Origin of the sequence: Thioalkalivibrio sp. HL-Eb18, assembly GCF_000364985.1 — a bacterium.
Lineage (GTDB): Bacteria > Pseudomonadota > Gammaproteobacteria > Ectothiorhodospirales > Ectothiorhodospiraceae > Thioalkalivibrio.
On record NZ_KB822960.1, the window covers coordinates 122453 to 147596 of the forward strand.

Sequence of the window (25144 nt, forward strand, 5' to 3'; positions counted from 1 at the left end):
TCAGGACTATTGCGGCTGGCGGGTCTCCGGACCGTCTCTGTCCGGAGACCCGTGCCTGTGGCCAGGCGTGGGCCGCACCGCCGCGGATCGTTGGCGTCCGGCTACGGCTCATTGCCTTGCGGGCGCGGCCCCAGGCCCCAGGGCATGGTTCAGCAACGTCTCGAAGGCCGGCTCGGCGCGTTCCACTGCCCGCTCCAGGCTCGGATGCGGCTGCAGCGTGGTCATGAATTTCGGGTGCAGCATGGACAGCTTGGTCGCACCGTCTTCCTCGTACAGCCCGATATGGCCGCAGGGCATCATCGCGCCGACATGCATCCCGGCATCCAGGATGTCGGGCCCCAAGGGTAGATAGCAGACCTTCAGGGCCGTGATGTCGCCACCGGCCAGGCCGAATTCGGCCAGAAAGATCCAGTCCTCCTCGTTTTCGGCAAACTCGCGGATGGTTCGCGCCAGTTCCTCGCGCGATTGCTCGGTGTCGTGAATGATGAAGTGGTCGTCGGGTTCGGCGGCGACCGCCGGAGCGGTCAGGGCCAGGGTCACGGCGGCCGCGACAGACAGTGCAAGGGCTGTGAAGGGTGAGTAGGTCTTCATGGTTCGTTCCTCCGGGATTTCAGACCCGCACGATCTCGGGCTTTAGCGACCAGGAGATCATCAGCAGTTCCTCCTTCTCGCGCTGGCCGACCCCGTGTTCATCCAGGGCCTCGACGATGTCGTCGACCACCGCGACGAATTCCTCCTCGCTGATGTTCATGCCGCGATGGGTGGTCAGCATGTCGCGCCCGCTGTAGGCCTGCGGCCCACCGGTGCCGTTGCAGATGAATTCGGTCACCAGACGGATCACGTCATTGCGATCCGCGTCGACGTAGCGGTTGCGGATGGTGGTGTTCTGCGTGTGCTTGTCGAAGATGGTGCTGGCGAGTTCGTGGATGCGTGCCTCGCCGCCCAGGCGTTCGTAGAGACTTGTGTCGGTCATGGTGATCCCTCCTCGCGGGGTTATCGGGTGGCCACGTACCAGTTGTTCTGCGGGTCGTGGGGGAGTCGATGGACCTGGATGTCGTGAAAGCCGGCGCGCGCCAGGTACTCACGGGCCCGGGGTTCACCCCACATCGCGCCCAGCCCCGGGCCGCCCTGAGCGAGTGATACCGGCATGCAGTGCATGCAGGACACGGTGTAGAGAAAGGGGCCCAACGGGTGATCGAGATCACCGTGGATTGCGCCGGAGCCGCGAATGTCCTGCATCAGGTAGATCCCCTCGGGTGCGAGCGCGCGGTGGATGCCCCGCAGCACTGCGAGGGGGGCGGCCTGGTCATGAATGGCGTCGAAGGTGGTGATCAGTTCGTATGACCGGCTTTCGACGTGACGATCCAGTGCGGCCGCATCCGCCTCGACGAACTCAAGATTGGTCAGTCCGTCCGCCTTTGCCTCGACGCGGGCGTGCTCGATGGCCTGAGTCGAGAGATCTACGCCGGTGAAGTGGCTGCGCGGATAAAGCGTCGCCAGGCGGTGGATGATGCGGCCGCGGCCGCAGCCGACATCGAGCACCCGGATCCCGCGCTCGAGGTGGTCGGTCAGGCCCGGTACCAGGGGCAGGATGTCGCTCTCCAGCGAGGAGAGGACCGACTGGCCACTGTCCTCGGCCATGACCTCGTGGAACCGCGTGTAGTGTTCGTAGGGCACGCCAGCGCCAGTGTGGAACGCTGTGACAATCCGGTCTTCCACGGCGCCCAGCAGGCCGATGTACTGGGCGAACACGGCCAGGTTGTCGGCCGCGGCGGCCCGGGTCAGGCAGGCGGCATGCGCCGCAGGCAGGACGAAGCGCGGACCCTCCGGCTCCACGGTAACTAAGCCGCCGGTGGCCATCGCACCCAGCCATTCGCGTACGTAGCGCGGGTTGAGGCCCGCGGCCGTGGCAAGTTCCTCTGCAGTAGCGGCGGGGCGTTCGCGCATCCGGTCGAACAGCCCGGTGCGATGCCCGATCGAGACCATCAGGCACAATGCACCGTGGTTGAGGATGTCGATCAGGTGCTCGCCGAAGGCCTCGGCGGTCCGTGGCGTTGCTCTTGTGGGGGCTGCACTGGCTTGTGGGTCGGAAGACATGGACCGGGCTCGGGGATGGCGCCGGATGGCTTTGTCTTGAGCCTAGGGGGTGGGGCCGCCCCGCGCGGCCACAAACTTGCGCCGGGTGGCGCTTTCTTGCGGCAAATGTCCCGCCGGGCGGGTAACGCTGGCGGGCCAACCCCGCAAACCATTGAAAGCTGGGGCTCGGCCGCCCGTTGTTATCAGAAACGGGCGCGGGAACGGCGTTGCGGTCCCCTTGTGCAGAATGACTGAACGGCGGTCACCGCGCATTAAACGCACGCAAAAGCGACTCGAGCGTGTAGATTAGTCAGTGTTTCCCTGGGCGGCGCTGCCCGCCTGGAGGCGCCGGTAGACGCCCGGGGCCACGCCGAAGGCACGGCGGAAGTGGCGGGCCAGCTGCTGCGGGGAATACCCAGTGGCGCTGGCGATCTCGGTCACGCTCAGCTGGCTGTCGGCCAGCAGGTCGCGGGCCCGTTCCAGACGCAGGCGCGTAAGGTACCGATGCGGCGGCAAGCCGTGCGTCTCGCGAAAGGCGCGCGCGAAGTGCCAGGGCGACAGCCCCGTCAGGGTGGCCAGATCGCCCAGTGTGACGCGGTGATCCAGATGGTCGCGCATGTACTCGATGACACGTGCCGACTGGTGCGGCGCGAGGCCGGCGCGGCGCGCCTCCAGCTCCTGGTGCTGATCCGCGAGGCGGGCAAGGCGCACGACCAGCACCGCGATCATGCTCTCCACGAACAGACGTGCGGCCGGATCCTGCCGGCCCATCTCCTGCCAAAGGGCGGCCAGGGCCTGACTCACCAGAGGGTCGGCCTGTGTGCGGGTATGAAGGGGGCCAAAGTCCAGCGGGTCATCGGAGTCGCGTTCCAGACAGGCGCGGGCGAGTCCCGCTGGTATACCGACAAAACGCATCCTGGCGGGGTCGTGCATCTGGCAGTAAGTAGGAACGTTCGGTGGGATCACCACGAACTCCTTCAGGTCTGCCCAGCCGGAAAAAGCCCCGGCGCCGATGTCGCACCGAAAGCGAAAGGGCGCCCCGCGGGTGTCGCTAATCATCAACTCGTGCACCGGCGGCGTGCTCATGCGCCCCGGCGGGTGGGCGTTCTCGATCATCGGGACCGGAGGGTCCTGGCGCGCCCGCACCTCTCGCAGGAACGGCGCATCACGCCCCCGCGCAAAGAAGTCGAGCATACTGGCCGTTTGTTGTGACATCGCCTGCACCCCGCAGCTTTAGCTTATAGGCCACGGCGAGCCGGCTATCCAGGTTAAGGCGGGCCTTGGGTGGTAGTTTCAGGGCAATGCGATGGCGGCTGGGTCAGTGTTCGGCCTCGTTGAGGTCCTCGGATGTGTCTCGCGACAGGTCCGCGGTCAGATAGTCCAGTGTCATGGGCAGGCCCAGATCCACGCGCGGGAGGTGCTGCAGGGCGATGCGGATGGATCGCGGGCGGGCCTCCAGCAGGTGGCCGCCACAGCGGCGGTCGGCGTCCACGAAATGCAGATGGTAGCCGGGCACCGCGACCGACTGCATGAACTCGGGGGTCCAGAAGCCGGCCATCGAACCCTCAATGCCCTCGAATTCGTATTCCGGCTGCTCGCGGGCAACCTCCACCAGCGGCCGGTAGGCGTCCTGGCGCGGGACCGAGCGGGTGCGTACGTAATCGAACACGCCGTCCAGCCGGATCGCGTAGACCATGTTGTGCGACGGGATCAGGCGGTCGAACAGGGCGAGCAGCCCATCGTAGTCCATCGGGGTGTCGATGGTTTCCTCGCTCCACGGGCGAAAGCGCGTGACGCAGGCGAAGGGCGTGCGCGTCTCCGGGGTGACCGCGTAGGCCCGGCCGTCCGAGCGCAGCTGGAAGACCTCGCCATCCAGGACCACCATCTCGCCGTCGAGGTCGTTGAAGGTACCCAGCCCGAAATCGCCACGATCGAGGATGTCGGCGATCGTCGTGTCCTCGCGATAAAGCCCCTCGACCAGGGCGTTTACCGGGGCCGAGACATACAGGCTGGCGGCGCTCGCCGGCGTATCCAGCCAGCGCTCGAGCAGGGCCTGCGGGTCCTGGCCTTCGCGGCGGGCACGGGCGCTCAGGCGTTCCATCAGGTGATTGGGTAAATCGTTACGGGACATCTCGGTGGCTTCCGGTCAGCACAAATGGTTGTCGGCAAGGTTGCGCGGGCGTCGGGCTTCCCGCAACCCCGTGCCGGTTGCATGTGACCCCGGGGGCGCATTCCGGTATGTTCGCCGGGTTTGCAGACAGGCAGGAAACGCACCCCAGTGGGAACCGACGAACGCAATCTGCAGGGACTGGTCGCGCAGCTGGCGGAGCGCCTGGCGGGCACAGGCCTGCACGGGCGCATTGGTCTGGAGAAAGAAACGCTGCGCGTCGGCCCGCAGGGGTCACCGGCCCTGACCCCGCACCCGGTCGCACTGGGCTCGGCGCTGACCCATCCGAATATCACGACGGACTACTCCGAGGCCCTGCTGGAGCTGGTCACCCCGCCATTCGACGATGTGCGCGAGACGCTGGGTTTTCTGCACGACCTGCAGGCCTTCGCCGCGGCCAATGTCGGCGACGAGACCCTGTGGTCGACCTCCATGCCCTGCGTGACGGCCGACGACAACGCGATCCCGGTCGCGCAGTACGGCACGTCCAACGCCGGACGCATGAAGACCGTTTACCGCATCGGGCTGGGGCACCGTTACGGGCGCAAGATGCAGGTGATTGCCGGGGTGCACTTCAACTACTCCCCGCGCCCCGAGTTCTGGCCGGCACTTGCGCAGGTGCTGGGCGAGCAGGACGACCGTGCGTTCCGCGACGAGCGCATGATGGGCATGATCCGCAACCTGCTGCGCTTCGGCTGGCTGGTGCCGTATCTGTTCGGGGCCTCGCCGGCCGTGTGCAATTCCTTCCTCGAGGGTCACGGCGCGGTGCTGGAGGACTTCGACGATGACACCTCCTACCTCCCGCACGCCACCAGCCTGCGAATGGGTGACATCGGCTACACCAACCGCAAGGAGGCGGACACCGGCATCAAGGCGGACTACAACTCCCTTGGCGGTTACGTCGACTCGCTGCGCTGCGCGATCAACACGCCCAGCCCCGAGTGGGAGCGCATCGGCGTGAAGGTCGACGGCGAGTACCGCCAGCTGAATGCCAACATCCTGCAGATCGAGAACGAGTACTACTCCACCGTGCGCCCGAAGCAGCCGCTGGAGCGCTTCGAGAAGCCCACCGATGCGCTGGAGGCGCGCGGGATCGAGTACGTCGAGCTGCGCTCGGTCGACATCAACGCCCAGCACCCGCTGGGGGTGGACGAGACCCAGCTGCGTTTTCTCGAGGTGTTCGCCCTGGCCTGCCTGTTGCAGCCGAGCCCCTTGCTGGAGCCGGGCGAGCTGGATGCAATCGATGCCAACCTGCTGGACGTGGCGCACTACGGCCGGCGCCCGGGGCTTGCGCTGCGCCGCCCCGATGGCGAGGTCGCGCTGCAGGACTGGGCGCGCGAGCTGCTGTCCCTGATGCGCCCGGTCGCCACGATCCTCGATCAGGAACTGCCGGGCGACCCATACCGCCGTGCATTGAGCGAGCAGTGGGGCAAGGTCGAGCAGGCCGATCTGACTCCCTCGGCGCGCATGCTGGAGGACATGATGGCGCGCGAGGAGGGCTTCTACCGCTACGCCAGCCGCCTGTCCGCGCAGCACCGCGAGGCATTTCGCTTCAACGGCCCGCTGCCGCGCGCCGAGACGCTGGAGGCCCTGGCGCGCCAGAGCCTGGCGGAGCAGGCGGCGATCGAGGCGGCCGATACCCTGGACTTCGATACCTTTCTTGCCCGCTACTTCGACGGCACGCTGCGGGCCTCCTGAGCCTCGCGATCCCTCCCCCCGTCGATTCGGTATTTTCGAACTCTCGGGCGGAAATAACGCGATTTATTTTCGATTTTATCGACAGGATAATCGAACCCATCATCCGTAACGGTGGCGGCTGGACCGCTACAGAGGGAACCCCATGAGTCTCCTGATCAACGGCGAACTGCGCGAGGGCTGGCTGGAAGAAGAGTCCGACGAAAACGGCGAGTTTGTGCGCCAGGACCAGCAGTATCGCAACTATGTCACCGCCGATGGCTCCGCGGGCCCGCTGGGCGAGGGCGGCTACCCCGCGGAGTCCGGGCGCTATCACCTGTATGTCTCCTACGCCTGCCCCTGGGCGCATCGCGCGCTGATCCTGCGCAAGCTCAAGGGCCTGGAGCCGCATATCGGGCTGTCGGTGGTGCATCACTACATGGGCGATGCCGGCTGGTCCTTTGATGACTGCGACGGCTGCACCGGTGACCGCGTGCACGGCTCACGCTACATGCACGAGCTCTACACCCGCACCGATCCGAAGTACACGGGCATCGTCACCGTGCCGGTGCTGTTCGACACCCGGACCGACCGGATCGTGAACAACGAGTCGGAAGACCTGGTGCGCATGTTCAACAGCGCCTTCGACGGCATCATCGGCAATACGCTGGATTTCTACCCGGAGGACCTGCGCGAGGAGATCCATTCGGTCAACGAGCGCGTCTACGAGAATGTGAACAACGGGGTTTACCGCTCCGGATTCGCGACCAGCCAGAAGGCCTACGACGCGGCCTGGGACCGCCTGTTCGAGACCCTCGACTGGCTGGAGGAGCGCCTGGCACGCCAGCCGTTCCTGGTGGGCGACCGGATCACCGAGGCCGACTGGCGGCTGTTTACCACGCTGGTGCGCTTCGACCCGGTCTACTACAGCCACTTCAAGTGCAACCGCCAGCGCATCATCGACTTCCCGGCGCTGTCGGCCTACCTGCGCATGCTCTATCAGCGCCCCGGCGTGGCCGAGACCGTGCGCATGGATCACATCAAGGCGCACTACTACGGCAGCCACCCGATGCTGAACCCCACCGGCATCGTGCCGAAGGGCCCGGTGATCGACTACAGCGTGCCGCACGGTCGGTCGCTGGGAGACCTCCCGGTCGAACTCCGGAACGCCGCGGAAATGTGACGGTCGTTACACTATTGGCGAGGATCACCGTGGCCCGGGTTTGCCCGGGCCCGCTTTGTATCGAGGGGTTGGCTGGGTGAAGGCGATTGGCTGGTTGCTGGGGTTGGTAGCTGTACTCGCGCTGGGCGTGGCCGTCTGGTACGGATTCGAGGGTGAGTTCCCGCAGGCCAATGGCGATGCGCAGGCCGTTGACGGGGCCCCCGAGGCGAGCGACCGTGCGCAGGCCGTTGACGGGGCCCCCGAGGCGAGCGACCGTCGCACCCCGGTACGGACCTCCACCGTGCAGCCGCGGACGTTCGAAACCATCGTGGAATCCCTGGGGACGGTCCGGGCCAACGAGTCCGTGACGGTGTCGGCGAACGTGACCGAGCGTGTGGTCGACGTCCTGTTCGATGATGGTGACGAGGTCGAGGCGGGCCAGATACTGGTGCGTCTGGACGCGGACGAGGCCGAGGCCGCCCTGCGCGAGGCACGGGTCCAGGTCGATGAGGCGCAGCGCGAACTGGAACGCGTACGCGATCGCGTGGCGGATGGCGTGGTGACGCAGCAGCAGGTGGACCAGCAGCGGTCGCGCCTGAACGAGGCCGAGGCCCGGCTGGCGGCTGCCGAGGCGCGTGTCGCCAACCGCACGATCCGAGCCCCGTTTTCCGGCCGATTGGGCCTGCGTCTGGTGAGTCCTGGCTCGCTGGTGAGCCCCGGCACCCCGATTGTGGAGCTGGACGATATCGAGCGGGTGAGGGTCGACTTTGCGGTCCCCGAGCGGCATGCAGCCGCGATCACGCTCGGCAGCACGGTCTTTGGCCGCAGTGCGATCGGGGCATTCGAAGGACAGGTCTCGGCGGTAAGCAACCGTCTTGATGTGGCCACCCGCACGCTGACGGTGCGCGCGACCGTGGACAACCCCGAGTTCATTCTGCGTCCGGGGATGCTGGTCAACATGCGCCTGGCCCTGGATCCGGTGGAGCGGGTGGCCATCCCCGAGGGGGCGGTTCAACAGGTGGCGGATCAGCACTTCACCTTCCGCCATCTGGATGACGGTACGGTAGAACGCGTGCGCATCCGCATCGGGCGCCGCATGCCGGGTTTTGCCGAGGTGCTCTCCGGGCTGGAAACCGGGGATGTGGTTGTCTCCGAGGGCGTGTCCCGGGTGCGGGACGGACAGTCCGTGCGCGTACTGCCGCCGCGCGTGCCCGAGTTCCTGGAAACCGGCGAGGCCGGTGACGCGCAATGATTATCTCGGATGTCGCCAATCGCCGTCCGGTCCTGGCGATTGTCTTCAACCTGCTGCTGATTACCTTCGGCCTGATCGCCTACGACAACCTGCCGCGACGTGAATACCCCGACGTGGACCCGCCCGTGGTCACGATTGACACCGTCTACCCGGGCGCCAGTGGCGACATCATCGAGCGCGAGGTCACCCAGCGGCTGGAAGACCGGGTCGCGGGGATCGAGGGCATCCGCTATGTGGAATCCACCAGCGAGGACGGCCAGTCCCGCATTACCATCGAATTCAACCTGAACCGCGATCTGGACGCGGCAGCCAACGACGTGCGCGAAGCCGTCAGCCGCGCGATGCGCGACCTGCCCGAGGATATTGACCCGCCGGAGGTCACCAAGGCGGATGCCGACGCCAACCCGATCCTCTGGCTGAACCTGTCCAGTACCACGATGGATCAGCTGGAGCTGGCGGATTACGCGGAGCGTCACCTGATCGATCGCATCTCGGTGGTGGATGGTGTGGCGCTGGTACGTCGTGGCGGTGCACGCAGCTATGCAATGCGGATCTGGGTGGACCGCGAGGCCCTGGCCGCGCGCGAACTCACGGTCACCGATATCGCCGATGCCCTGGAGGAGGAGAACGTCGAGCTTCCGGCCGGGCGCCTGGAGTCGGTCGAGCGCGAGTTCACGGTGCGGGTCGATCGCCAGTACCGAACCCCGGAGGACTTCTCCAATCTCGTGCTCAAGCGCGGCGAGGACGGACAGCTGGTCCGCCTGAGCGACGTCGCCAACGTGAACATTGGTGCCGACACCGAGCGCAGCGAGTTTCGCGGCAACCGCGAGGACATGATCGGCCTGGGGATTATCCGCCAGTCGAACGCGAACGTGCTGGATGTCGCCAACGGGGTGAAGGCCCTGGCCGCCGATCTGCAGGACAGCCTGCCCGAGGGCACCTCGCTGGTGACCACCTACGACGAGTCGGTGTTCATCGAGGGGGCGATCCGCGAGGTCTATATCACCCTGGCCGTCGCGACGGCGGCGGTCGTGTTCGTGATCTGGCTGTTCCTCGGGAGCTGGCGGGCGACCATCATCCCGGCGGTGACGGTCCCCGTGGCGATCACGGCGGCGTTTATCGGCATCAACCTGTTCGGGTTTTCGGTCAACCTGCTGACCCTGCTGGCGCTGGTGCTTGCGGTCGGGCTGGTGGTGGATGACTCCATCGTGATGCTGGAGAACATCCACCGGCGCATCGAGCGGGGCGAACCCGGCCTGCTGGCGGCCTACCGCGGGGCCGGGCAGGTAGGGTTCGCGATCGTCGCGACCACCTCGGTACTGATCGCGGTGTTCGTGCCCCTGGCCTTCCTCGAAGGGACAGTCGGGCGCCTGTTCACGGAGTTCGCGATTGCGATGGCGATCGCGGTGTTCTTCTCGAGCCTTGTCGCGCTCACCCTCGCACCGGTGCTGTCCGGACGCCTGATGCACAAGGGCGACGACGATACCGGCGCGGCGCGTTTTATCAGCCGCGGTTTTTCTTATCTGGAACGCGGTTACGGACGCGCGCTACAGACCGGACTGAAGGGGGCCTGGCTGATCGTGCCGATCCTCGCCCTTGTGCTCGCGGCGGCCTGGTATCTGTTCGAGACCCTGCCCGAGGAGTTCGCGCCACAGGAGGATCGCGGTGCCTTCTTCGTGATGGTCGACGGCCCCGAGGGGGCCAATTTCGACTACATGAGCCGCCAGATGGCCGAGATCGAGACCCGCATTCAACCCTTGATCGAGGACGGCCCCATCCGTCGGGCCCTGGTGCGCACGCCGCGCGGCTTCGGTGGCTCGGAGCTGATGAACAACGGCTTTGTGATCGCCATCCTCGAACACTGGGACGACCGCGACATGTCGGGGCAGGAGGTGATCGACGAGGTGCGGGGGATTTTCGAGGAGATGCCGGGGGTCGAGGCGCGGGTCGTCATGCGCCAGGGGCTTTCGCGCGGACGCATCGGTCCGCCCGTGCAGTTCGTGATCTCCGGACCCGACTACGACACCCTCGAGGAATGGGGCGAGATCATGCGCGAGGCCGCCGAGGGTATCGACGGCCTGACGCGCGTGGACCTGGATTACGAGCCCACGCAGCCACAGATCAACGTGCGCCTGGACCGCGATCGCGCCGGAGATCTGGGCGTGTCCATGCGCGATGTTGGGCGCACCCTGGACATCGTGCTCGGCGGGCGCGATGTGACCACCTTTGTCGATCGTGGCGAGGAGTACGACGTCATCATCGAAGGCCTGACCGACCAGCGCCGCACCCCGGGCGATATCGACAACCTCTACGTGCGTTCGGCGGCGGGTTCCATGGTGCCGCTGTCGAGTCTGGTCACCTACGAGGAGTTCGCCGGGCCCTCGTCGCTGGAGCGCTACAACCGGGCCCGCGCGGTCACCCTCACCGCCGGCCTGCAGGACGGGATGACGCTCGGTCAGGCCCTCGATGCCCTCGATGCCAAGGCAGCCGAGCTGCTCCCGGCGGAGGCCGGGATCGACTACAAGGGCGAGTCGCTGGACCTGCGTGCGGGTTCCGAGGCGATCCTGTTCGTCTTTGCGCTGGCGTTGCTGGTCGTGTTCCTGGTGCTGGCGGCCCAGTTCGAGAGCTTCGTGCACCCGTTCGTGATCATGCTGACCGTCCCGCTCGCCGTGGTCGGGGCATTACTCGGATTACACCTGACCGGCCAGACGCTGAACATCTACAGCCAGATCGGGATGGTCATGCTGATCGGGCTGGCGGCCAAGAACGGTATCCTGATCGTCGAGTTCGCCAACCAGCTGCGTGACCGCGGGCGAGATTTCGACACTGCCGTGGTCGAGGCGGCCCGTATGCGTCTGCGGCCGGTGCTGATGACGGCGCTGACCACGGTGGCCGGGTCAATTCCGCTGATCCTGGCCTCCGGGCCGGGCGAGGAGACGCGCTTCGTGATCGGGGTGGCGGTGTTCTCCGGGGTGCTGTTTGCCACGCTGTTCACGCTGTTCGTGATCCCGGCGGCCTACAGCCTGGTCGCGCGCGGCACCACCTCGCCGCTGGCGACCACCCGCCGCCTGCACGACCTCGACGCCGAAGTCACCGACGTCGACGGCGAACGCCGCGGCGCCCGAGCCTCATCCGCCCCACGCGCCGAACCCTGATTTCCGGTTGCCGGGCCGCCTGCCTTGTTGCGGCTGGCCTGGCAACGGCTGATCAGCGTTCGGCGTGTCAGGTGCGAGCCGGGGAGCGGGAGTCGTCGAACCAGAGCCAGGCGATGGCGATGGTCAGCAGCGCGACGACCGGCAGCATGGCCAGGTTCAGGCCGTCCCAGCCCAGTGGTCGCAGTAGTGCGCCAGCCAGCAGCGAGCCGGCGGTGACCAGCGTGAAAATGGTCAGGTCGTTCACGCCCTGGACCTTGCCCTTCTCGGTGGCGGTGTGCGTGGTCGTCAGCAGCGTGCTGCCACCGATAAACAGGAAATTCCAGCCTACCCCCAGCAGGAACAGCGCCAGCCAGAAATGCCCCAGTGTCTCCCCGTGTGCGGCGATCGCCACGCTGAACAGCACCAGCGCGTTACCGAGTGCCAGGATGCGCGTAATCCCGAGGCGGGTGATCAGGTGGCCAGTCACGAACGAGGGCGCGAACATGCCCAGTACGTGCCACTGCATCACCAGCGCGATCTGGCCCATGTCGAAGCCCGCCTGGCGCATGGCCAGCGGGGTCGCCGTCATCAGTAGCACCATGACCGCATAGCCCAGGGCGGCGGCGGTCAGGGCCACGAGGAAGCGGCCCTGCGACAGGATCTCGCGCATCGGTCGGGCGGAGCCGCGTTCCTCCGGTGGTGGTGCGGGCACGCGCAACCAGGCCAGCAGCGCCATTGCCAGCAGGGCCAGGGCGCCGAGGACCAGGTAGGGGCCGGCCTCCGGCGTGCCCGGCAGCAGGGCCTGGGCATGGTGCGCGTTCCACGGGCCGAGGAAGGCGGCCACGACCCCGCCGGCCATCACCAGCGAGATCGCGCGCGGGCGAAACGCGGGGCTGGCCACATCGGCCGCGGCAAAGCGGTAGTACATCGCGAACGCCTGGTAGGCCCCCAGCAGCAGGTTGCCGAGTACGAACAGCCAGAAGGTCTCGGCGAAGACCCCGGCCGCGGCCAGCATCGCACCGCCGCCCCCGCCCACGCTGGTGCCCAGCAGGAAGCCGGTGCGCCGCCCGAAGCGCTTCATGAACAGCGAGGCCGGCAGGGTGGTGACCAGCGTGCCGACCATCATCGCGGCGACCGGCAGGGTGGCCAGCGCGGGATCGCTCGCCAGGCGGTCCCCGACCACGCCGCTCAGGGTCATCACGGTCACCGCGGCGATCAGGAACAGGGCCTGCCCGAGGGCGAGGATCAGGACATTCGCGCGCTCGCGCGGGGTGGTCTGGCCGGACATGGGAGTCCCTTCAAGGATCGTCCGGGCCGTCATGGCCCGGTCGGAATGGTGGGGTCAGTCGCGCGGATGAAAGTCCAGGACCGCAGAATTGATGCAGTAGCGCAGGCCGGTAGGTGCCGGGCCGTCGGGGAAGACGTGCCCCAGGTGCGAGTCGCAGCGGGCGCAGCGCACCTCGGTGCGTTCCATCCCCAGTGAACGGTCGCGGTGTTCGTCCACGGCGTCCTCGCTCGCGGGGGCAGTGTAGCTGGGCCAGCCGCTGCCGGAGTCGAACTTGGTGGTGGAGTCGAACAGCGCGGCACCGCAGGCCACGCAGTGATAGACGCCGTCCGCCTTGTGGTCGTGATAGACCCCAGTGAACGGCCGTTCGGTTCCGCCTTCGCGGGCGATCCGGTATTGCTCGGGTGTCAGGCGCGCGCGCAGGTCGTCGTCGCGATGATCTGGGTTATTCATTGCAGCCTCCGGGTGGTGCTATGGTGCGTAGAAACCGAGAATGACCGGGATCGTAGCACCGCCCGGGTGTTCTCGACCTGGACACGGTGGACCGCTGGAGGTGGTCGTGAGTTGCCCGGATTGCGAACGAATCGATCTCCTGCCGGCGGAATCCGGCACCCTCTATCTCGCGCCGGTCCTGGCGCATACCCGCGCCGCCTTGCGCAGCCGCATGGTGGAAGAGCAACTGCCCTGCAGCGAGCCCGTCTCCGGCATTCTTGCGATGCCGGTGGACAGTAACGGTGGTCTGGGTGACACCCTGGTGCGCCTTGAGCAGGCCTTGAGCGGTTCGGAACAATCCGGTTGTCGGGCGACCTTCGTCCCGGACAACGAGATCTTCAGCCTCGCCCACCTGCAGGACACGCACCTGCTGTCCACGTTGATCGCGCGCCACAACGCCCGCGATCTGGCAGCGATCCTCGCAAACGACACGCTGGATTTTCATTTTCAGCCAATCGTGCACGCCGCCGAACCCGAAGAGGTGTTCGCCTACGAGGCACTGGTGCGTGCACGCACACCCGCTGGCGACGTGATCCCGCCGAATGAATTGTTCAAGACGGCGCGGGCGGCCGAGCTGCTGTTTCATCTCGACCGTTCGGCGCGGATCAACGCGATTCGCCGCGCCACCGAGCGCGGGATCGGGAGTCGGCTGTTCATCAACTTTAACCCCACGGCGATCTACGACCCGGCGTTCTGTCTGGAGACGACGGTGCGTGAGATCCTGTCGCGTCCGACCGGGGATGGTCCGAGCGGTTTCGTGTTCGAGGTGATCGAGAGTGACTACGTGACCGATGTCGATCACCTCTCGCGCATCGTCGATCGCTATCGCCGTGCCGGTTTCCAGGTGGCACTGGACGATCTCGGCGCGGGTTATGCGTCGCTGAACATGCTTTCGCAACTGCGCCCGGACTATGTGAAGATCGACCGCCAGCTGGTCAGTGGCATCGACCGCGATATTTATCAGCAGAAGATTCTCGGCAAGATCGTCGAACTGGCGCGCGAACTCGAGATCCAGACCGTCGCCGAGGGGGTCGAAACGGTGGAGGAGTGGCGCTGGCTCAGGGACCGGGTCGACTACTGCCAGGGATACCTGTTCGCCCGTCCGGCCGCCGAGCCGCCCATGCCCGTGCACCCGGAGGCCTGAACCGTGGTTTCTCTGGGGCGGTGCACATCCGACCCGTGTCTCCCTTAGACTCAGGGGTATGAACCAGCTTCCGCCTGATGCCCGAAACCCGACGCTGGAGTCCGCCTTCCAGCTTCTTCGTGATGCCGAGGTGCGTTATCAAGGCCGCGCGGTGGGAACCGTCGCCAGCCTGGATGCCCGCGCGCCCGCGGATAACTACGCCGACTGCTTTATCCGCGATTTCGTGCCCTCCGGGCTCGTCTATCTGCTGAACGACGAGCCCGAGGTGGTGCGCGACTTCCTTTCGCTGATCCTGCAGATTCGCGATACCCAGGAAGAGATCGAAGGTCACCGCCGCCTGCCGCGCGTGATGCCGGCGAGCTTTCGCGTGTTCACCGACGAAAACGGTCGCGAGGCCCTGGCCGCGGATTTCGGTGACCGCGCGATCGGTCGCGTAGCCCCGGTGGACTCGATGATGTGGTGGGTGCTGCTGCTGCGCGCCTATCAGAACCGCACTGGCGATCATGATTTCATCAAGAGCCAGGATGTGCAGCGCGGCATCCGGCTGATCCTCAGTATCTGTCTGCAGGACCGTTTCGAGGTCTTCCCGACCCTGCTGGTGCCGGATGGCAGCTTCATGATCGATCGGCGCATGGGCGTGTTCGGCCACCCGCTGGAAATTCAGGCGCTGTTCTACGGCATGCTGAAGGCCTCGCTGGCGATGCTCGAACCCTGCGACACGGACTCCGAGCAACTGTGCGAACAGTCCGCGATCCGTACCCACCAGCTGTCCGATTACATCCGCCATTACTACTGGCTGGACCTGGAACGCCTGAACGATATCCACCGCTACCGCACCGAGCACTTCGGCCACGAGTCGGAGAATGCGCTGAACATCTATCCCGAGAGCATCCCCGACTGGCTGGTGGACTGGCTGCCGTCGGAGAGTGGGTATCTGGTCGGCAACCTGGGACCGGGGCGCATGGATTTTCGCTTCTTCAGCTTCGGTAATCTGCTGGCGGTCCTGTTTGGCCTGGCCGACGAGCGCCAGTCGCGCTCGATCATGCAGACCTTCGAGCAGCGCTTCGAGGACTTGATCGGGACCATGCCGGTGAAGATCTGCTACCCGGCGATGAGCGGAGAGGAATGGCGCCTGCTGACCGGCTCCGACCCCAAGAACACGCCGTGGTCCTATCACAATGGCGGCAACTGGCCGGCGTTGCTGTGGGCGTTTACGGGCGCCGCCCTGAGGGTCGGGCGCCCGGATCTCGCGCGCAGCGTGCATGCGGTAGCGGCGGAGCGGCTGCATCGCGATGACTGGCCGGAGTACTACGACGGTCGTCACGGTCGGTTGATCGGTCGGCGCGCAAACTACCAGCAGACCTGGTCGGCGACCGCCGTGCTGGTGTCGCAGGCCCTGCTCGACAACCCCGATACCATGAGCCTGTTCGACAGCCCCGAACCGGAATTGCCATGAGGCATGTGCGTCGATGAAAAAGACCCAGAGCAAGGCCCGTGACGGCGAGGGCCTGTACCTTGTCCTGGTCAGTGTCCACGGCCTGATCCGGGGCCGGGATCTGGAACTGGGACGCGACGCCGACACCGGCGGACAAACACTCTATGTGGTCGAGCTGGCGCGGGCACTGGCGCGACACCCGCAGGTGGGCCGGGTCGACCTGCTCACACGGCGCATTGTCGACGGCCGGGTCGCGGACGATTACGCCGAACGCGAGGAGCCACTGGGCGATGGCGCCTTTATTGTGCGTCTGGACTGCGGGCCTAAACGCTACCTGCGCAAGGAAAAGCTCTGGCCCTATCTCGACTGCTTCGCCGACAACGCCCTTGGGCATATCCGCGAGGTCGGGCTGCGCCCGGATGTGATTCACGGGCACTACGCCGATGCCGGGCATGTGGCGGTGCGCCTGTCCAACCTGCTGGGCGCGCCGATGCTCCAGACCGGGCATTCCCTGGGGCGGGTCAAGCGCGAGCGCCTGCGCGAGGGCGGGATGTCCGACGACGACATCGAGTCGCGCTACAACATCACCACCCGCATCCACGCCGAGGAAGAGGCCCTGGCCCATTCCCATCGGGTGATCGCCAGCACCCGCCAGGAGATCGGGGAGCAGTACGCGACCTACGACAACTACCAGCCCGAGCGCATGGAGGTGATCCCGCCCGGGACCGACCTGGAGCGCTTCTATCCGCCCAAACGCGGCCAGCGCAAGCCACCGATCTGGCCCGAGATCCGGCGGTTCCTGCAAAAGCCCGAGCGCCCGTTGATCATGGCGCTCTCCCGGGCCGACGAGCGCAAGAACATCCGCGCACTGGTCGAGGCCTACGCCGGCAACGAGTGGCTGCGCGAGAACGCCAATCTTGTGATCGTGGCCGGTAATCGGGATGACATCCGCGACCTCGACAAGGGCGCGCGCGACGTACTGACCGATCTCTTGCTGCGCATCGACCGCCATGACCTCTACGGCCGTGTGGCCTATCCGAAGCACCACAGCTCCGAGGACGTGCCCGACCTCTACCGCCTGGTCGCGTCCAGCAAGGGGGTGTTCGTCAATCCGGCGCTGACCGAGCCGTTTGGCCTGACCCTGATCGAGGCTGCCGCCAGCGGGGCCCCGATCGTCGCCACCAACGACGGGGGCCCCGAAGAGATCATCTCGCGCTGCCACAACGGGTTGCTGGTGGACCCGCTGGACCCGGAAGGGATCGCCGACGCGATCCAGGGCATCCTCGCGGACCGCCCGCGCTGGCAGCGCTATTCGCGCGCGGGCCTGAAGGGCGTGCGCCAGCACTACTCCTGGGATGGTCACGCCGAGAAGTACGTAAAGCTCGTCAAGGCGCTCAGCAAGGAGGTACGCCAGACACGGCGCGAACAGCGCTCGACCTCCGGCCGGCTGGCCAAGGCCGATCGTGCCGTGATTACGGACATCGACAACACCTTGCTGGGCGACGACAAGGCCACGCGGGCCTTTGTCGCCTGGCTCAAGCGCCACCGCAAGCAGGTGGTGTTCGGCGTGGCCACGGGCCGGCGGTTGGATTCCGCCGCGGCCGTGCTGGAAGAGCACGGCGTGCCCGCGCCAGACGTCTGGATCACCTCGGTGGGCAGCGAGATCCATTACGGGACGGAGCGCACCGAGGATCGCGGCTGGGCGCGGCATATCAGTCATCGCTGGGAGCCCGATCGCCTGCGCGAGTGCCTGCTGAAGGTGCCCGGGCTGGAGTTGCAGCCCGAGGAGGACCAGCGGGCGTTCAAGGTGAGCTTTTTCGTTGATCCTCCAGGGGGGCTGGATGCCGAGAGTATCGAGACCCGCCTGTACCGCGAAGACCTGCACGCGCGTGTGATCTACTCGCACAAGCGCTATCTGGATCTGCTCCCGGTGCGTGCCTCCAAGGGGCTCGCGGTGCGCTACCTGTCCGACAAGTGGGGCATCCCGCTCGAACATGTGCTGGTCGCCGGGGACTCCGGCAATGACGAGGACATGCTGCGCGGGCGGCTGCTCGGGGTCGTGGTCGGGAATCACCAGCCGGAGCTGGAAGGGCTGCGCGGATTCCAGCGCATCTTCTTTGCCGACGCGACCTATGCGCGTGGCATCCTCGAGGGCATCGAGCACTTCGACCTGCCCAACCGCTGCGACATCCCGGCCGACGAATAGCGCAGGCGGATCCAGCGTTCCGGAGCAGGTCTCAGATCCAGTAGGCGGTGCGTGTCATCACGGTTGAGGTGAGCGGCATCAGCACGTTGCGTACCGGCCAGGGGGGTGGCTTGCCGCCCATCGCCATCGCATGCGCTCCGTGTTCGACCTCGTCCTGCTTCATCTGCTCGAGGATGCGCGCGGAGGTCTCGTCGCTCTTTGGCAGGCGCTCCAGGTGGCGGTCCAGGTGGCGTTCGACCTGGCGCTCGGTCTCGTCGATAAAGCCCAGACTCCAGGCATCCCCTGCCAGTCCCGCCACGGCGCCGAGCCCGAACGAACCGATATACCAGAACGGCCCCAGCAGGCTGGTGTGGCCGCCCAGTTCGTGCACACGCTGCGCGCACCAGTGCAGGTGGTCGCCTTCCTCGCGCGAGGCCTGGTCCAGGTGCTCGCGAATCTGTGGATTGCGCGCGGTCAGCATCTGCCCCTGGTACAGCCCCTGGGCGGCGACCTCGCCGGCATGGTTGACCCGCATCAGGCGGGTCGACAGCTGGCGGTCTTCCGCTTCCAGGTGCGGCCAGTCATCGCCCCCGGGCGACGGGCGGCCGGTGGAACGGGCATGGCCGGCCACGACCTTGACGAAGGCATCGGCCTGGCCGATCAGGTGATCCAGGGGGCTGAGTTTGCGCATGGTAATGCCCGTTTTGCAGGGAATGGTTCAAGCGTAACGCAAGCGATTGTGGTCGTCAGGTCGCGGAGGCGCTGGAATCTAGCCGGCTGGCGAGAAAGCGGGCCGGCGAGAGGACGGACGGCCCCCCGCGATCTTCGGCCAGGGCGCGCAGGTGGACGCTGCAACCGACATTCGGGCTCACGATCATCTCCGGGGCATCGGCGGTCAGCGCATCCAGGGTGGCCGCGCCCAGCCCGTCGGACATCTCCGGCAGCGCGAGCATCGCGGTGCCGCCCGCACCGCAGCAGTTCGGGGCGCCGGACACGTCCGTCAGGGTGACGCCTGGCAGCCGTTGCAGCAGTGCGGTCAGGTTGCGGGTCTCGCGCGTCACGTTGCGCAGGGTGCAGGGCAGATGCAGCGCGACGCGTACCGGGCTGGTGCGCCAGGTCGGAGGCACGGGCTCGGCCTTGATGTGTTCGCTCAGGAACCGGGTCAAGCTCATGCTGCGTCCCCCCAGGCGGCCGTTGGGGATTTCGCGCAGCGTGGCCTCGCAACCGCTGTCCAGCGCGATCACGGGTGTCTCGCCGGTCAGGGCCGCCTCGTTGCGCTGTTGCAGGGCGCTCGCTGTCTGTGGCCGCCCGCCATGCTGTTCCAGCGCCCCGCAGCAGACCTGTCCGCGCGGTACTGCGACCCGGAACCCGAGCGCGTTCAGCACGGCGAGGGCGGCCTCCAGGTCCGGCCCGGTAAAGAAGCGATCCATGCAGCCGGTAAACAGCAGAGCATCGGCGTGTTCCGGGGCCACGGTGTCCGCCAGCCGCGGCGCCGGGGCCAGCGAGGCACGAGTATGGTCCAGGGTGCGCCACAACGGCTGGCCGGGGCGCAGCCAGCGCTGGACCCCGGTCTTGCGCGCGGCGCGGGCAGCGATGCCACCAAGGGCGCGCAGGGGTTCGTGGCGCAGGGCCGAGGCCTGCAGGGACTGGCGCCAACGGGCGGTGGCGGGGCGGTCCTCCTCCGGGTTCTCCTCCAGGATCTCGCGCGCGCGATCCATCAAGGCACCGAACGGCACGCGTGCCGGGCAGACGGCCTCGCAGCTGCGACAGCCGAGACAGCCCTCCAGGTGCTCGCGCAGCCGGTGCGCCTGCGGCTCCAGTCGGCCTTGGGCCAGCCCCTGCATCAGGGTCAGGCGCCCGCGCGGAGAGTCCCCTTCGACGCGGTGCCAGGCATAGGTGGGACAGTGCGGCAGGCACAGCCCGCAGTGCACGCACTGGTCCGCCGCGGAAAGACCCTGAAACCGGGGCGGTTGGTCCGACGCACCAAGGGGCTTTGCTAGGGTTTCGTCCCCATTACTCTGTCCCGGGAGAGGTTCCATGCCGCGTTTTTCCAACCCTGTTCGTTCCTCGCTTGCCCTGTTCATGCTGGTGAGCATACCAGCCCTGCCCGCCATCGCCTGGGATGCAGAAGGCTGGGAGACCAGTATCGAGCTCGGGGCTTCCAAGACCACGGGTAACACCGAGTCGACTACGGCCAACGCCCGCTTCCGCTCGCAACACACGGCGGAAGAATGGCGCAATCGGATTCGTCTGGACGGGTATTACCACGAGGAAGACGACGATACGACCGGGCAGCGCTATGTCGGCAGTTACCAGCTGGACCGCAAGCTGGGCGAACACGATTACCTGTTCGGCGCTGCACGCTACGAGCGTGATCGGTTCAGCAGTTATGTGTATCAAAGCTCGCTTACCGGCGGTTACGGTCGCCGGCTGGTGGATCGCGAGACGGTCAAGCTGGACGCCGAAGTGGGTGGCGGTATGCGGCAGTACAAGCAGCGTACCGAGGGCAGCACCGAACGTGAGCCCGTGGCCCGCTTTGGGGGCAACTTTCGCTGGGATTTTTCCGAGAATGCGCGCCTGACCGACGAACTGCTGATCCTTTATGGTTCGGACAACACCGAGATTGAAAACATCCTCTCGCTCACCGCGGATATGACCAGCCGGCTGGCGCTGCGCACCAGTTTCACGGTCAAGCACAACACCGATGTCGAGCCGGGCACCGAGAATACCGACACCATTACCGACGTGAGTCTGGTCTATCGCTTCCAGTAACCGGATTTTTCGCATCCCGCGCTATGATGCGTTGATTGAATGACGGAGCACACGATGGGCTACTACGAACGCCACATCTTCTTCTGCACCAACTGCCGCGAAGACGGCAACTGCTGCGAGGACCACGGGGCGACCGAGATGCGCGCCTACGCGAAGGATCGCGCCAAGGCGATGGGGATCCACGGCAAGGGACAGGTGCGGGTCAACACCGCAGGCTGCCTGGACCGTTGCAACGAGGGCCCGGTCGCGGTCGTGTATCCCGAGGGTATCTGGTACACCTATCACGACGAGCACGATATCGACGAGATCCTCGAGGAGCACCTGAAGAACGGACGGGTGGTCGAGCGCCTGCAGATCTGACCCGCTCGCTTCGCGCATCTACTTGACTTTGAGCGGGCGGCTCCGGAGAATTCGCAGCCCGCGTGGCTACGTAGCTCAGCTGGTTAGAGCACATCACTCATAATGATGGGGTCCCCTGTTCGAATCAGGGCGTAGCCACCACCGTCTTCCCGAAAGGGGCTGCTTCTTCGGCAGCCCCTTTTTTGTTCTGGGGGTGCTGCGTCGGTTTGTTGCTGGCCTTCCAGGGCTCGGCTAGACTGCGCTCCGGCCGGCCCGGCTCATTGCGATCAATATCGGACGAACTCCATGAAACGTTACGGAATCCGCATCCGCCTGCCGGAAGGCAGCACCATGGGTATGCCGCACCTGCTGGGTCCCGATTGGGAGTCCTACCGCTGGTATGACAGTGAGCAGGCGCGCGAAAAGGCCCTGGCCGACATGCAGCGTGATCTGCCGAATTACCGCAAGGGTGACCACGTCTCCCAGGTGCTCGAGCGCGTCGAGCGCGACGGCTGAGTTTTCCTGGATGATGCTTCCCCGCGTCGTCCGTCTTTAGGGTGACGGCCTGCTCGCTCGTCGAACGCTTCTCTGTCGCGTGATCCCTTGCCATACGTGGCCAGTCGGCCCGTGGCTCCTGTCTGGTTGAAACCCCGCCCTCGCCATGCTTTAGTGCGAGGCGCAAGGAACCAGCGCTCACTTTTGGCGATTCACACAGGAGTACAGGCATGTCCACGTCCAAGCCCAGCGATACTACGCCGGAGAACCCGCCCGAGGATGCGGACAACGCCCTGACTGAAGGGGTCGTGGCGGCGCCACCATCGCGGCCGCGCATGGCCATGCCGGCCGCGGGTGCCAGTCGCGCGTCGATGCGCACCACCCAGGATCGCGCAGAGCCACACTACTTTACCGAGCGTGACCTCGATCGGATTCTCGAGAATCTCGATCACCTGCGCAGCACGGTTTTCCCTCGGTTGACCAAGGGCGGCGCTGCAGACGAGCACAAGCAGCAGTGCTTCCCGTCGGTGTGCCTGATCGGCGTCGGGCGCTGCGGCTCCAATGTGGCCCTGGACGTGGCGGCGCTGGTCCACAGCGCGCGTTCGGAATACATGCGCGAGCTGGACAACGAGGAGAACGGGGGGCGCGAGAAGGAGATGCGGCCGCTGCGCTGGATCCGCAAGAGCCTGAACCTGCCGCCGTCCAATGCCGTGAAGCCGGTGTTCCTGATTGAGCCGATGGTGATGCTGGGCGATCTCGACAAGGACATCGAGGGGCGTATCCGCTTCTCCAGCCGTGCCGGACAGGACAACTTCATCGACAACTACAACAAGATGAAGATCATGGACCTGTCCGAGGTGCATGCCGGCGGGGCCGGTAACGCGCCCATCCTGGGTCAGTACCTCGCGCGCATCATCCTCAACAAGGACACCGATCAGTTCTCCAACGAGGACTGGAAATTCATCCACTCCTATCTGATCGATTCCTGCGGCATCAAGGCGAACCAGTCGCGGCTGTACTTCTACATCTTCAGCGCGGGTGGCGGTACGGGCTCCGGCATGGCCTCGGAATTCGGGCTGGCGCAGCAGTACTCCTACATGCGCAAGACCTTCGACCCGAAGCTGGAAAAGCGCGACAAGGCCAACCGCGACCACTCGTTCGTGTTCGAGCCGATCTTTGCCGCCGGCATCTGCATCCTGCCGAACATCCAGGACAACCGGGTGGAGATGTCCGAGGCGCTGCACATCAATGCCGGGCGCCTGCTGTGCAAGTATCTCGCGGAGGAATGGGACTTCTCCTACAACTTCGAGGCCGAGGAGACGCGCGACGAGGACATGATGCACCGCATCCGTCCCTGGAACGCGATGATGCTGATCTCCAACGACATCATGCGCTACGCGGAGGAGACCGACGACGGCAATATCCGCAATGTCGACGTCAACGCCATGGAGAAGTACGCCAACCAGTACATCTCCCAGCAGATCTTCAACATCCTGACCGCGCAGGCGGTCACCACTGACTACGACGAAGACTATTTCCGCCGCGCGGGGGTCGACATCGGCGAGACGATCCGCCTGGATGCGAATGACCTGTTCATGAGCCTGGCGGGGCCGGTGGCCGTGGCTTACGCGGAGTCCGAGGTGGCGACCGGTGAGCAGGCCCCGGTCGGGCAGGGCTCGCTGGATATCGACGACCTGTTTTACCGGTCCATCGATCTGCCGCATTTCAACAAGCAGACCGAGGCGATCGAGGGCATCAGCCTGCTGCCGATCGATGCCCCGCGCTACCGGGAGGCCTTGAAGAAGTACAAGGAGTCGAGCATGGATGCGGTCCATCTGCGCGACCTGCACTTTTTCAAGAACTGCTCGTCCATCGTCACGATCCTGTCGCTGCCGAAGGACTACAAGCTGTCCTACATGGACCTGAACCGGCTGAAGACCCACCTGAACGGGCTGTTCCCGAACACCACGCTCAAGCGCTATGCCCTGGTCATCGGGGCCTCGGCCAACCTGTCGCTGACCACGCTGGTGGTGAAGAGCCCCTGTCTTTCGGACGACTTTCTGACCCTGTTCGTGGCGTACATCAAGCGCTGCTTCGCCAATGACAAGACCCGCTTCGACGACACCCTCGACCATGCGGTCCTGGACCTGATTCGGGCCGAGGAATTCGACGAGCAGTGCGTGGACGAGATGCTCAATGAATTCGAGAATCCGACGCGCATCCTTGATACCAACTGGTACGCGATCAAGCCGATGTACGAGAAGAAGTATCGCGAGATGTGCAGCGACGAGAAGAGCTTTGTCTCGATCAACGACATCCGTCTGAGTCGCGAGAACGTCAAACAGGCGATTCGCTACCTGCGCGAGATCTACCGCCATCGCACGAGCAAGACGCAGATCATCAGCCTGAACGACGGCAAGACCGGTGCCACCGCGACCAAGCGCCGCACCAGTAGCAAGAAGTAGGAACAGCGGGGTCTGTCCCTGATGCGTCAGGGGTGGATCTCTAGCCTCATGGCAGGGCCAGAGGCTCCATCAGGTAGCACAGGCAATCCTGCGCGATCACCCGTGAGTCCAGCGTCAGCATCGATGGCATGGCGGCGCGCTTGAGCCGGATCTCGTCGCCACGCGTCTCCAGATAGTCCGCCGTGACCTCGCTTCCATCCTCTGCGATCGCGACCAGCGGGCTGTCCACCTCCGGGCGGACATGTACCAGCGTTGAACGGGCCGGGAGCAGCTGGAAATTCAGGCGATCCAGGTCGGGTTCGAGCCGAACATCGTGCTGCGCGTCCAGCCCGGCCTGCAGCCCGGGTCGCACCCGCACCTGGGCCACGGTGTGGAAGATCTCGATATCGCCGGCACGCGGTGGATGTTCCGGAAAGTGATCGAGGTGCAGTACCGCATTTAGCATCTCGAAGGCGTGCTGGATGCCCGACTCGTCATTCGGCGGGCCGCATTCCAGCGTCACCGAGGGGGCGATCCGCGCCAGGGCCATCGAGGCAACGCCGCGCGGGCGCGTGAAATAGACCACCGTGCGCCCGAACAGCGCCGCCAGGTTCATGAAGGCCGGGTCCAGGCGGTTGATGCAGGCGTAATGCGGGTTGCGTCCGGTGTTGTTGTGCAGATCGACCGCGGCAAACAGTCCGCGCTGTTCCAGGCGGCGACAGACCTCGGCGAAGCGCTCGGCTTCGGGCGATCCCGCCTGCTCGGTGCCGGGCCAGATGCGATTGAAGTCCGGCTGCTCGTCGAGATGGCGCTGGCTGACGGCCGCGGCCCGCGGGTTGCCGATGATCAGCGTCAGGGCCCGCGGCAGGGGCTTCCCGGTGTAGTACCGCAGTAGCTGCTGGACCGCCTGCAGGCCCACGGGCTCGTTGCCATGCAGCAGCAGGACGACCGCGACCGCCGGGCGGCGTTGCCCCTCCAGGTGGATCAGTGTGGGCTCCGGCACGCACTCGTGCAGGTTCTGCGGGGTGGCGTCGAGAAAGCCATCGGGCAGTTCGTGGAGTTCAGGCAGGTCTTGGGTCATGGGTTGA

At 66.0% G+C, this 25144-nt stretch carries 21 protein-coding genes and 1 tRNA gene; 12 read left to right on the forward strand and 10 right to left on the reverse strand.

Annotation, left to right across the window (positions count from 1 at the left end):
- Positions 1 to 108: 108 nt before the first annotated feature.
- The 5 genes from F813_RS0100620 to budA form a co-directional block, all read right to left on the reverse strand.
- A complete protein-coding gene (locus F813_RS0100620) occupies positions 109 to 591 on the reverse strand; it encodes a DUF302 domain-containing protein (RefSeq protein ID WP_012983691.1) in 483 nt (160 codons plus the stop codon).
- Between the two features lie 19 nt (positions 592 to 610).
- Positions 611 to 973 (reverse strand): group 1 truncated hemoglobin, encoded by a 363-nt coding sequence (locus F813_RS0100625; RefSeq protein WP_012983690.1) that lies wholly within the window; start codon positions 971 to 973, stop codon positions 611 to 613.
- A 20-nt stretch (positions 974 to 993) separates the two neighbouring features.
- On the reverse strand, positions 994 to 2097 hold the full coding sequence (locus F813_RS0100630) for a class I SAM-dependent methyltransferase (RefSeq protein ID WP_012983689.1): 1104 nt from the start codon (positions 2095 to 2097) through the stop codon (positions 994 to 996).
- 285 nt (positions 2098 to 2382) lie between these two features.
- Entirely contained in the window at positions 2383 to 3270 is an 888-nt protein-coding gene (locus F813_RS0100635) for a helix-turn-helix domain-containing protein (protein ID WP_012983688.1), read from the reverse strand.
- Between the two features lie 124 nt (positions 3271 to 3394).
- Complete coding sequence (gene budA / locus F813_RS0100640; protein WP_012983687.1) at positions 3395 to 4207, reverse strand: acetolactate decarboxylase; 813 nt, start codon at positions 4205 to 4207, stop codon at positions 3395 to 3397.
- A 147-nt stretch (positions 4208 to 4354) separates the two neighbouring features.
- Between budA and gshA the strand changes: the two genes are divergently transcribed.
- The 4 genes from gshA (at position 4355) to F813_RS0100660 (ending at position 11486) form a co-directional block, all read left to right on the forward strand.
- Positions 4355 to 5941 carry a glutamate--cysteine ligase gene (gshA, locus tag F813_RS0100645; RefSeq protein ID WP_017925166.1) on the forward strand — a complete coding sequence of 529 codons (1587 nt, stop codon included), beginning with the start codon at positions 4355 to 4357 and terminating at the stop codon, positions 5939 to 5941.
- A gap of 142 nt (positions 5942 to 6083) precedes the next feature.
- The gene (locus F813_RS0100650) at positions 6084 to 7100 is read left to right on the forward strand and encodes a glutathione S-transferase family protein (RefSeq protein ID WP_017925167.1); all 1017 of its coding nucleotides are present in this window, start codon (positions 6084 to 6086) and stop codon (positions 7098 to 7100) included.
- A gap of 76 nt (positions 7101 to 7176) precedes the next feature.
- Positions 7177 to 8331, forward strand: coding sequence for an efflux RND transporter periplasmic adaptor subunit (locus F813_RS0100655; RefSeq protein WP_017925168.1), 1155 nt, complete (start codon positions 7177 to 7179; stop codon positions 8329 to 8331).
- Entirely contained in the window at positions 8328 to 11486 is a 3159-nt protein-coding gene (locus F813_RS0100660) for an efflux RND transporter permease subunit (RefSeq protein ID WP_017925169.1), read from the forward strand. The genes F813_RS0100655 and F813_RS0100660 overlap by 4 nt, the downstream gene beginning before the upstream one ends.
- A 67-nt stretch (positions 11487 to 11553) precedes the next feature.
- Here the strand turns inward: F813_RS0100660 and F813_RS0100665 are convergent, their stop codons facing one another.
- Together F813_RS0100665 and msrB are read right to left on the reverse strand one after the other, a co-directional pair.
- Entirely contained in the window at positions 11554 to 12753 is a 1200-nt protein-coding gene (locus F813_RS0100665) for an MFS transporter (RefSeq protein ID WP_017925170.1), read from the reverse strand.
- 54 nt (positions 12754 to 12807) lie between these two features.
- A complete protein-coding gene (msrB, locus tag F813_RS0100670; RefSeq protein ID WP_017925171.1) occupies positions 12808 to 13203 on the reverse strand; it encodes a peptide-methionine (R)-S-oxide reductase MsrB in 396 nt (131 codons plus the stop codon).
- Positions 13204 to 13309: 106 nt separating this feature from the next.
- Between msrB and F813_RS0100675 the strand changes: the two genes are divergently transcribed.
- From F813_RS0100675 to F813_RS0100685, 3 genes are read left to right on the forward strand one after another with little or no spacing between them, the layout of a single operon-like run.
- The gene (locus tag F813_RS0100675; RefSeq protein WP_017925172.1) at positions 13310 to 14386 is read left to right on the forward strand and encodes an EAL domain-containing protein; all 1077 of its coding nucleotides are present in this window, start codon (positions 13310 to 13312) and stop codon (positions 14384 to 14386) included.
- A gap of 58 nt (positions 14387 to 14444) precedes the next feature.
- Positions 14445 to 15842: a glycoside hydrolase 100 family protein gene (locus tag F813_RS0100680; protein WP_017925173.1), complete on the forward strand. Its 1398-nt coding sequence runs from the start codon at positions 14445 to 14447 to the stop codon at positions 15840 to 15842.
- Positions 15843 to 15855: 13 nt separating this feature from the next.
- A complete protein-coding gene (locus F813_RS0100685; RefSeq protein ID WP_017925174.1) occupies positions 15856 to 18027 on the forward strand; it encodes an HAD-IIB family hydrolase in 2172 nt (723 codons plus the stop codon).
- Between the two features lie 31 nt (positions 18028 to 18058).
- On the opposite strand, the gene coq7 is transcribed toward F813_RS0100685, so the two are convergent.
- Complete coding sequence (gene coq7, locus F813_RS0100690; RefSeq protein ID WP_017925175.1) at positions 18059 to 18697, reverse strand: 2-polyprenyl-3-methyl-6-methoxy-1,4-benzoquinone monooxygenase; 639 nt, start codon at positions 18695 to 18697, stop codon at positions 18059 to 18061.
- A gap of 55 nt (positions 18698 to 18752) precedes the next feature.
- A complete protein-coding gene (locus F813_RS0100695; RefSeq protein WP_017925176.1) occupies positions 18753 to 19937 on the reverse strand; it encodes a (Fe-S)-binding protein in 1185 nt (394 codons plus the stop codon).
- A gap of 106 nt (positions 19938 to 20043) precedes the next feature.
- Here F813_RS0100695 and F813_RS0100700 point away from each other — a divergent pair, with 106 nt between their 5' ends.
- The 5 genes from F813_RS0100700 to F813_RS0100720 all read left to right on the forward strand — a co-directional run bounded on the left by F813_RS0100700 (position 20044) and on the right by F813_RS0100720 (position 24077).
- The gene (locus F813_RS0100700) at positions 20044 to 20778 is read left to right on the forward strand and encodes a YdiY family protein (protein ID WP_017925177.1); all 735 of its coding nucleotides are present in this window, start codon (positions 20044 to 20046) and stop codon (positions 20776 to 20778) included.
- 54 nt (positions 20779 to 20832) lie between these two features.
- Entirely contained in the window at positions 20833 to 21138 is a 306-nt protein-coding gene (locus tag F813_RS0100705) for a ferredoxin (protein ID WP_017925178.1), read from the forward strand.
- A 64-nt stretch (positions 21139 to 21202) separates the two neighbouring features.
- Positions 21203 to 21279, forward strand: a tRNA-Met gene (locus F813_RS0100710).
- Between the two features lie 144 nt (positions 21280 to 21423).
- Positions 21424 to 21633 carry a hypothetical protein gene (locus F813_RS0100715; RefSeq protein WP_017925179.1) on the forward strand — a complete coding sequence of 70 codons (210 nt, stop codon included), beginning with the start codon at positions 21424 to 21426 and terminating at the stop codon, positions 21631 to 21633.
- Positions 21634 to 21842: 209 nt separating this feature from the next.
- Entirely contained in the window at positions 21843 to 24077 is a 2235-nt protein-coding gene (locus F813_RS0100720) for a hypothetical protein (protein ID WP_017925180.1), read from the forward strand.
- Between the two features lie 46 nt (positions 24078 to 24123).
- Here F813_RS0100720 and F813_RS0100725 read toward each other — a convergent pair whose 3' ends face one another.
- Positions 24124 to 25137: a M14 family metallopeptidase gene (locus tag F813_RS0100725; RefSeq protein WP_017925181.1), complete on the reverse strand. Its 1014-nt coding sequence runs from the start codon at positions 25135 to 25137 to the stop codon at positions 24124 to 24126.
- Positions 25138 to 25144 lie beyond the last annotated feature (7 nt).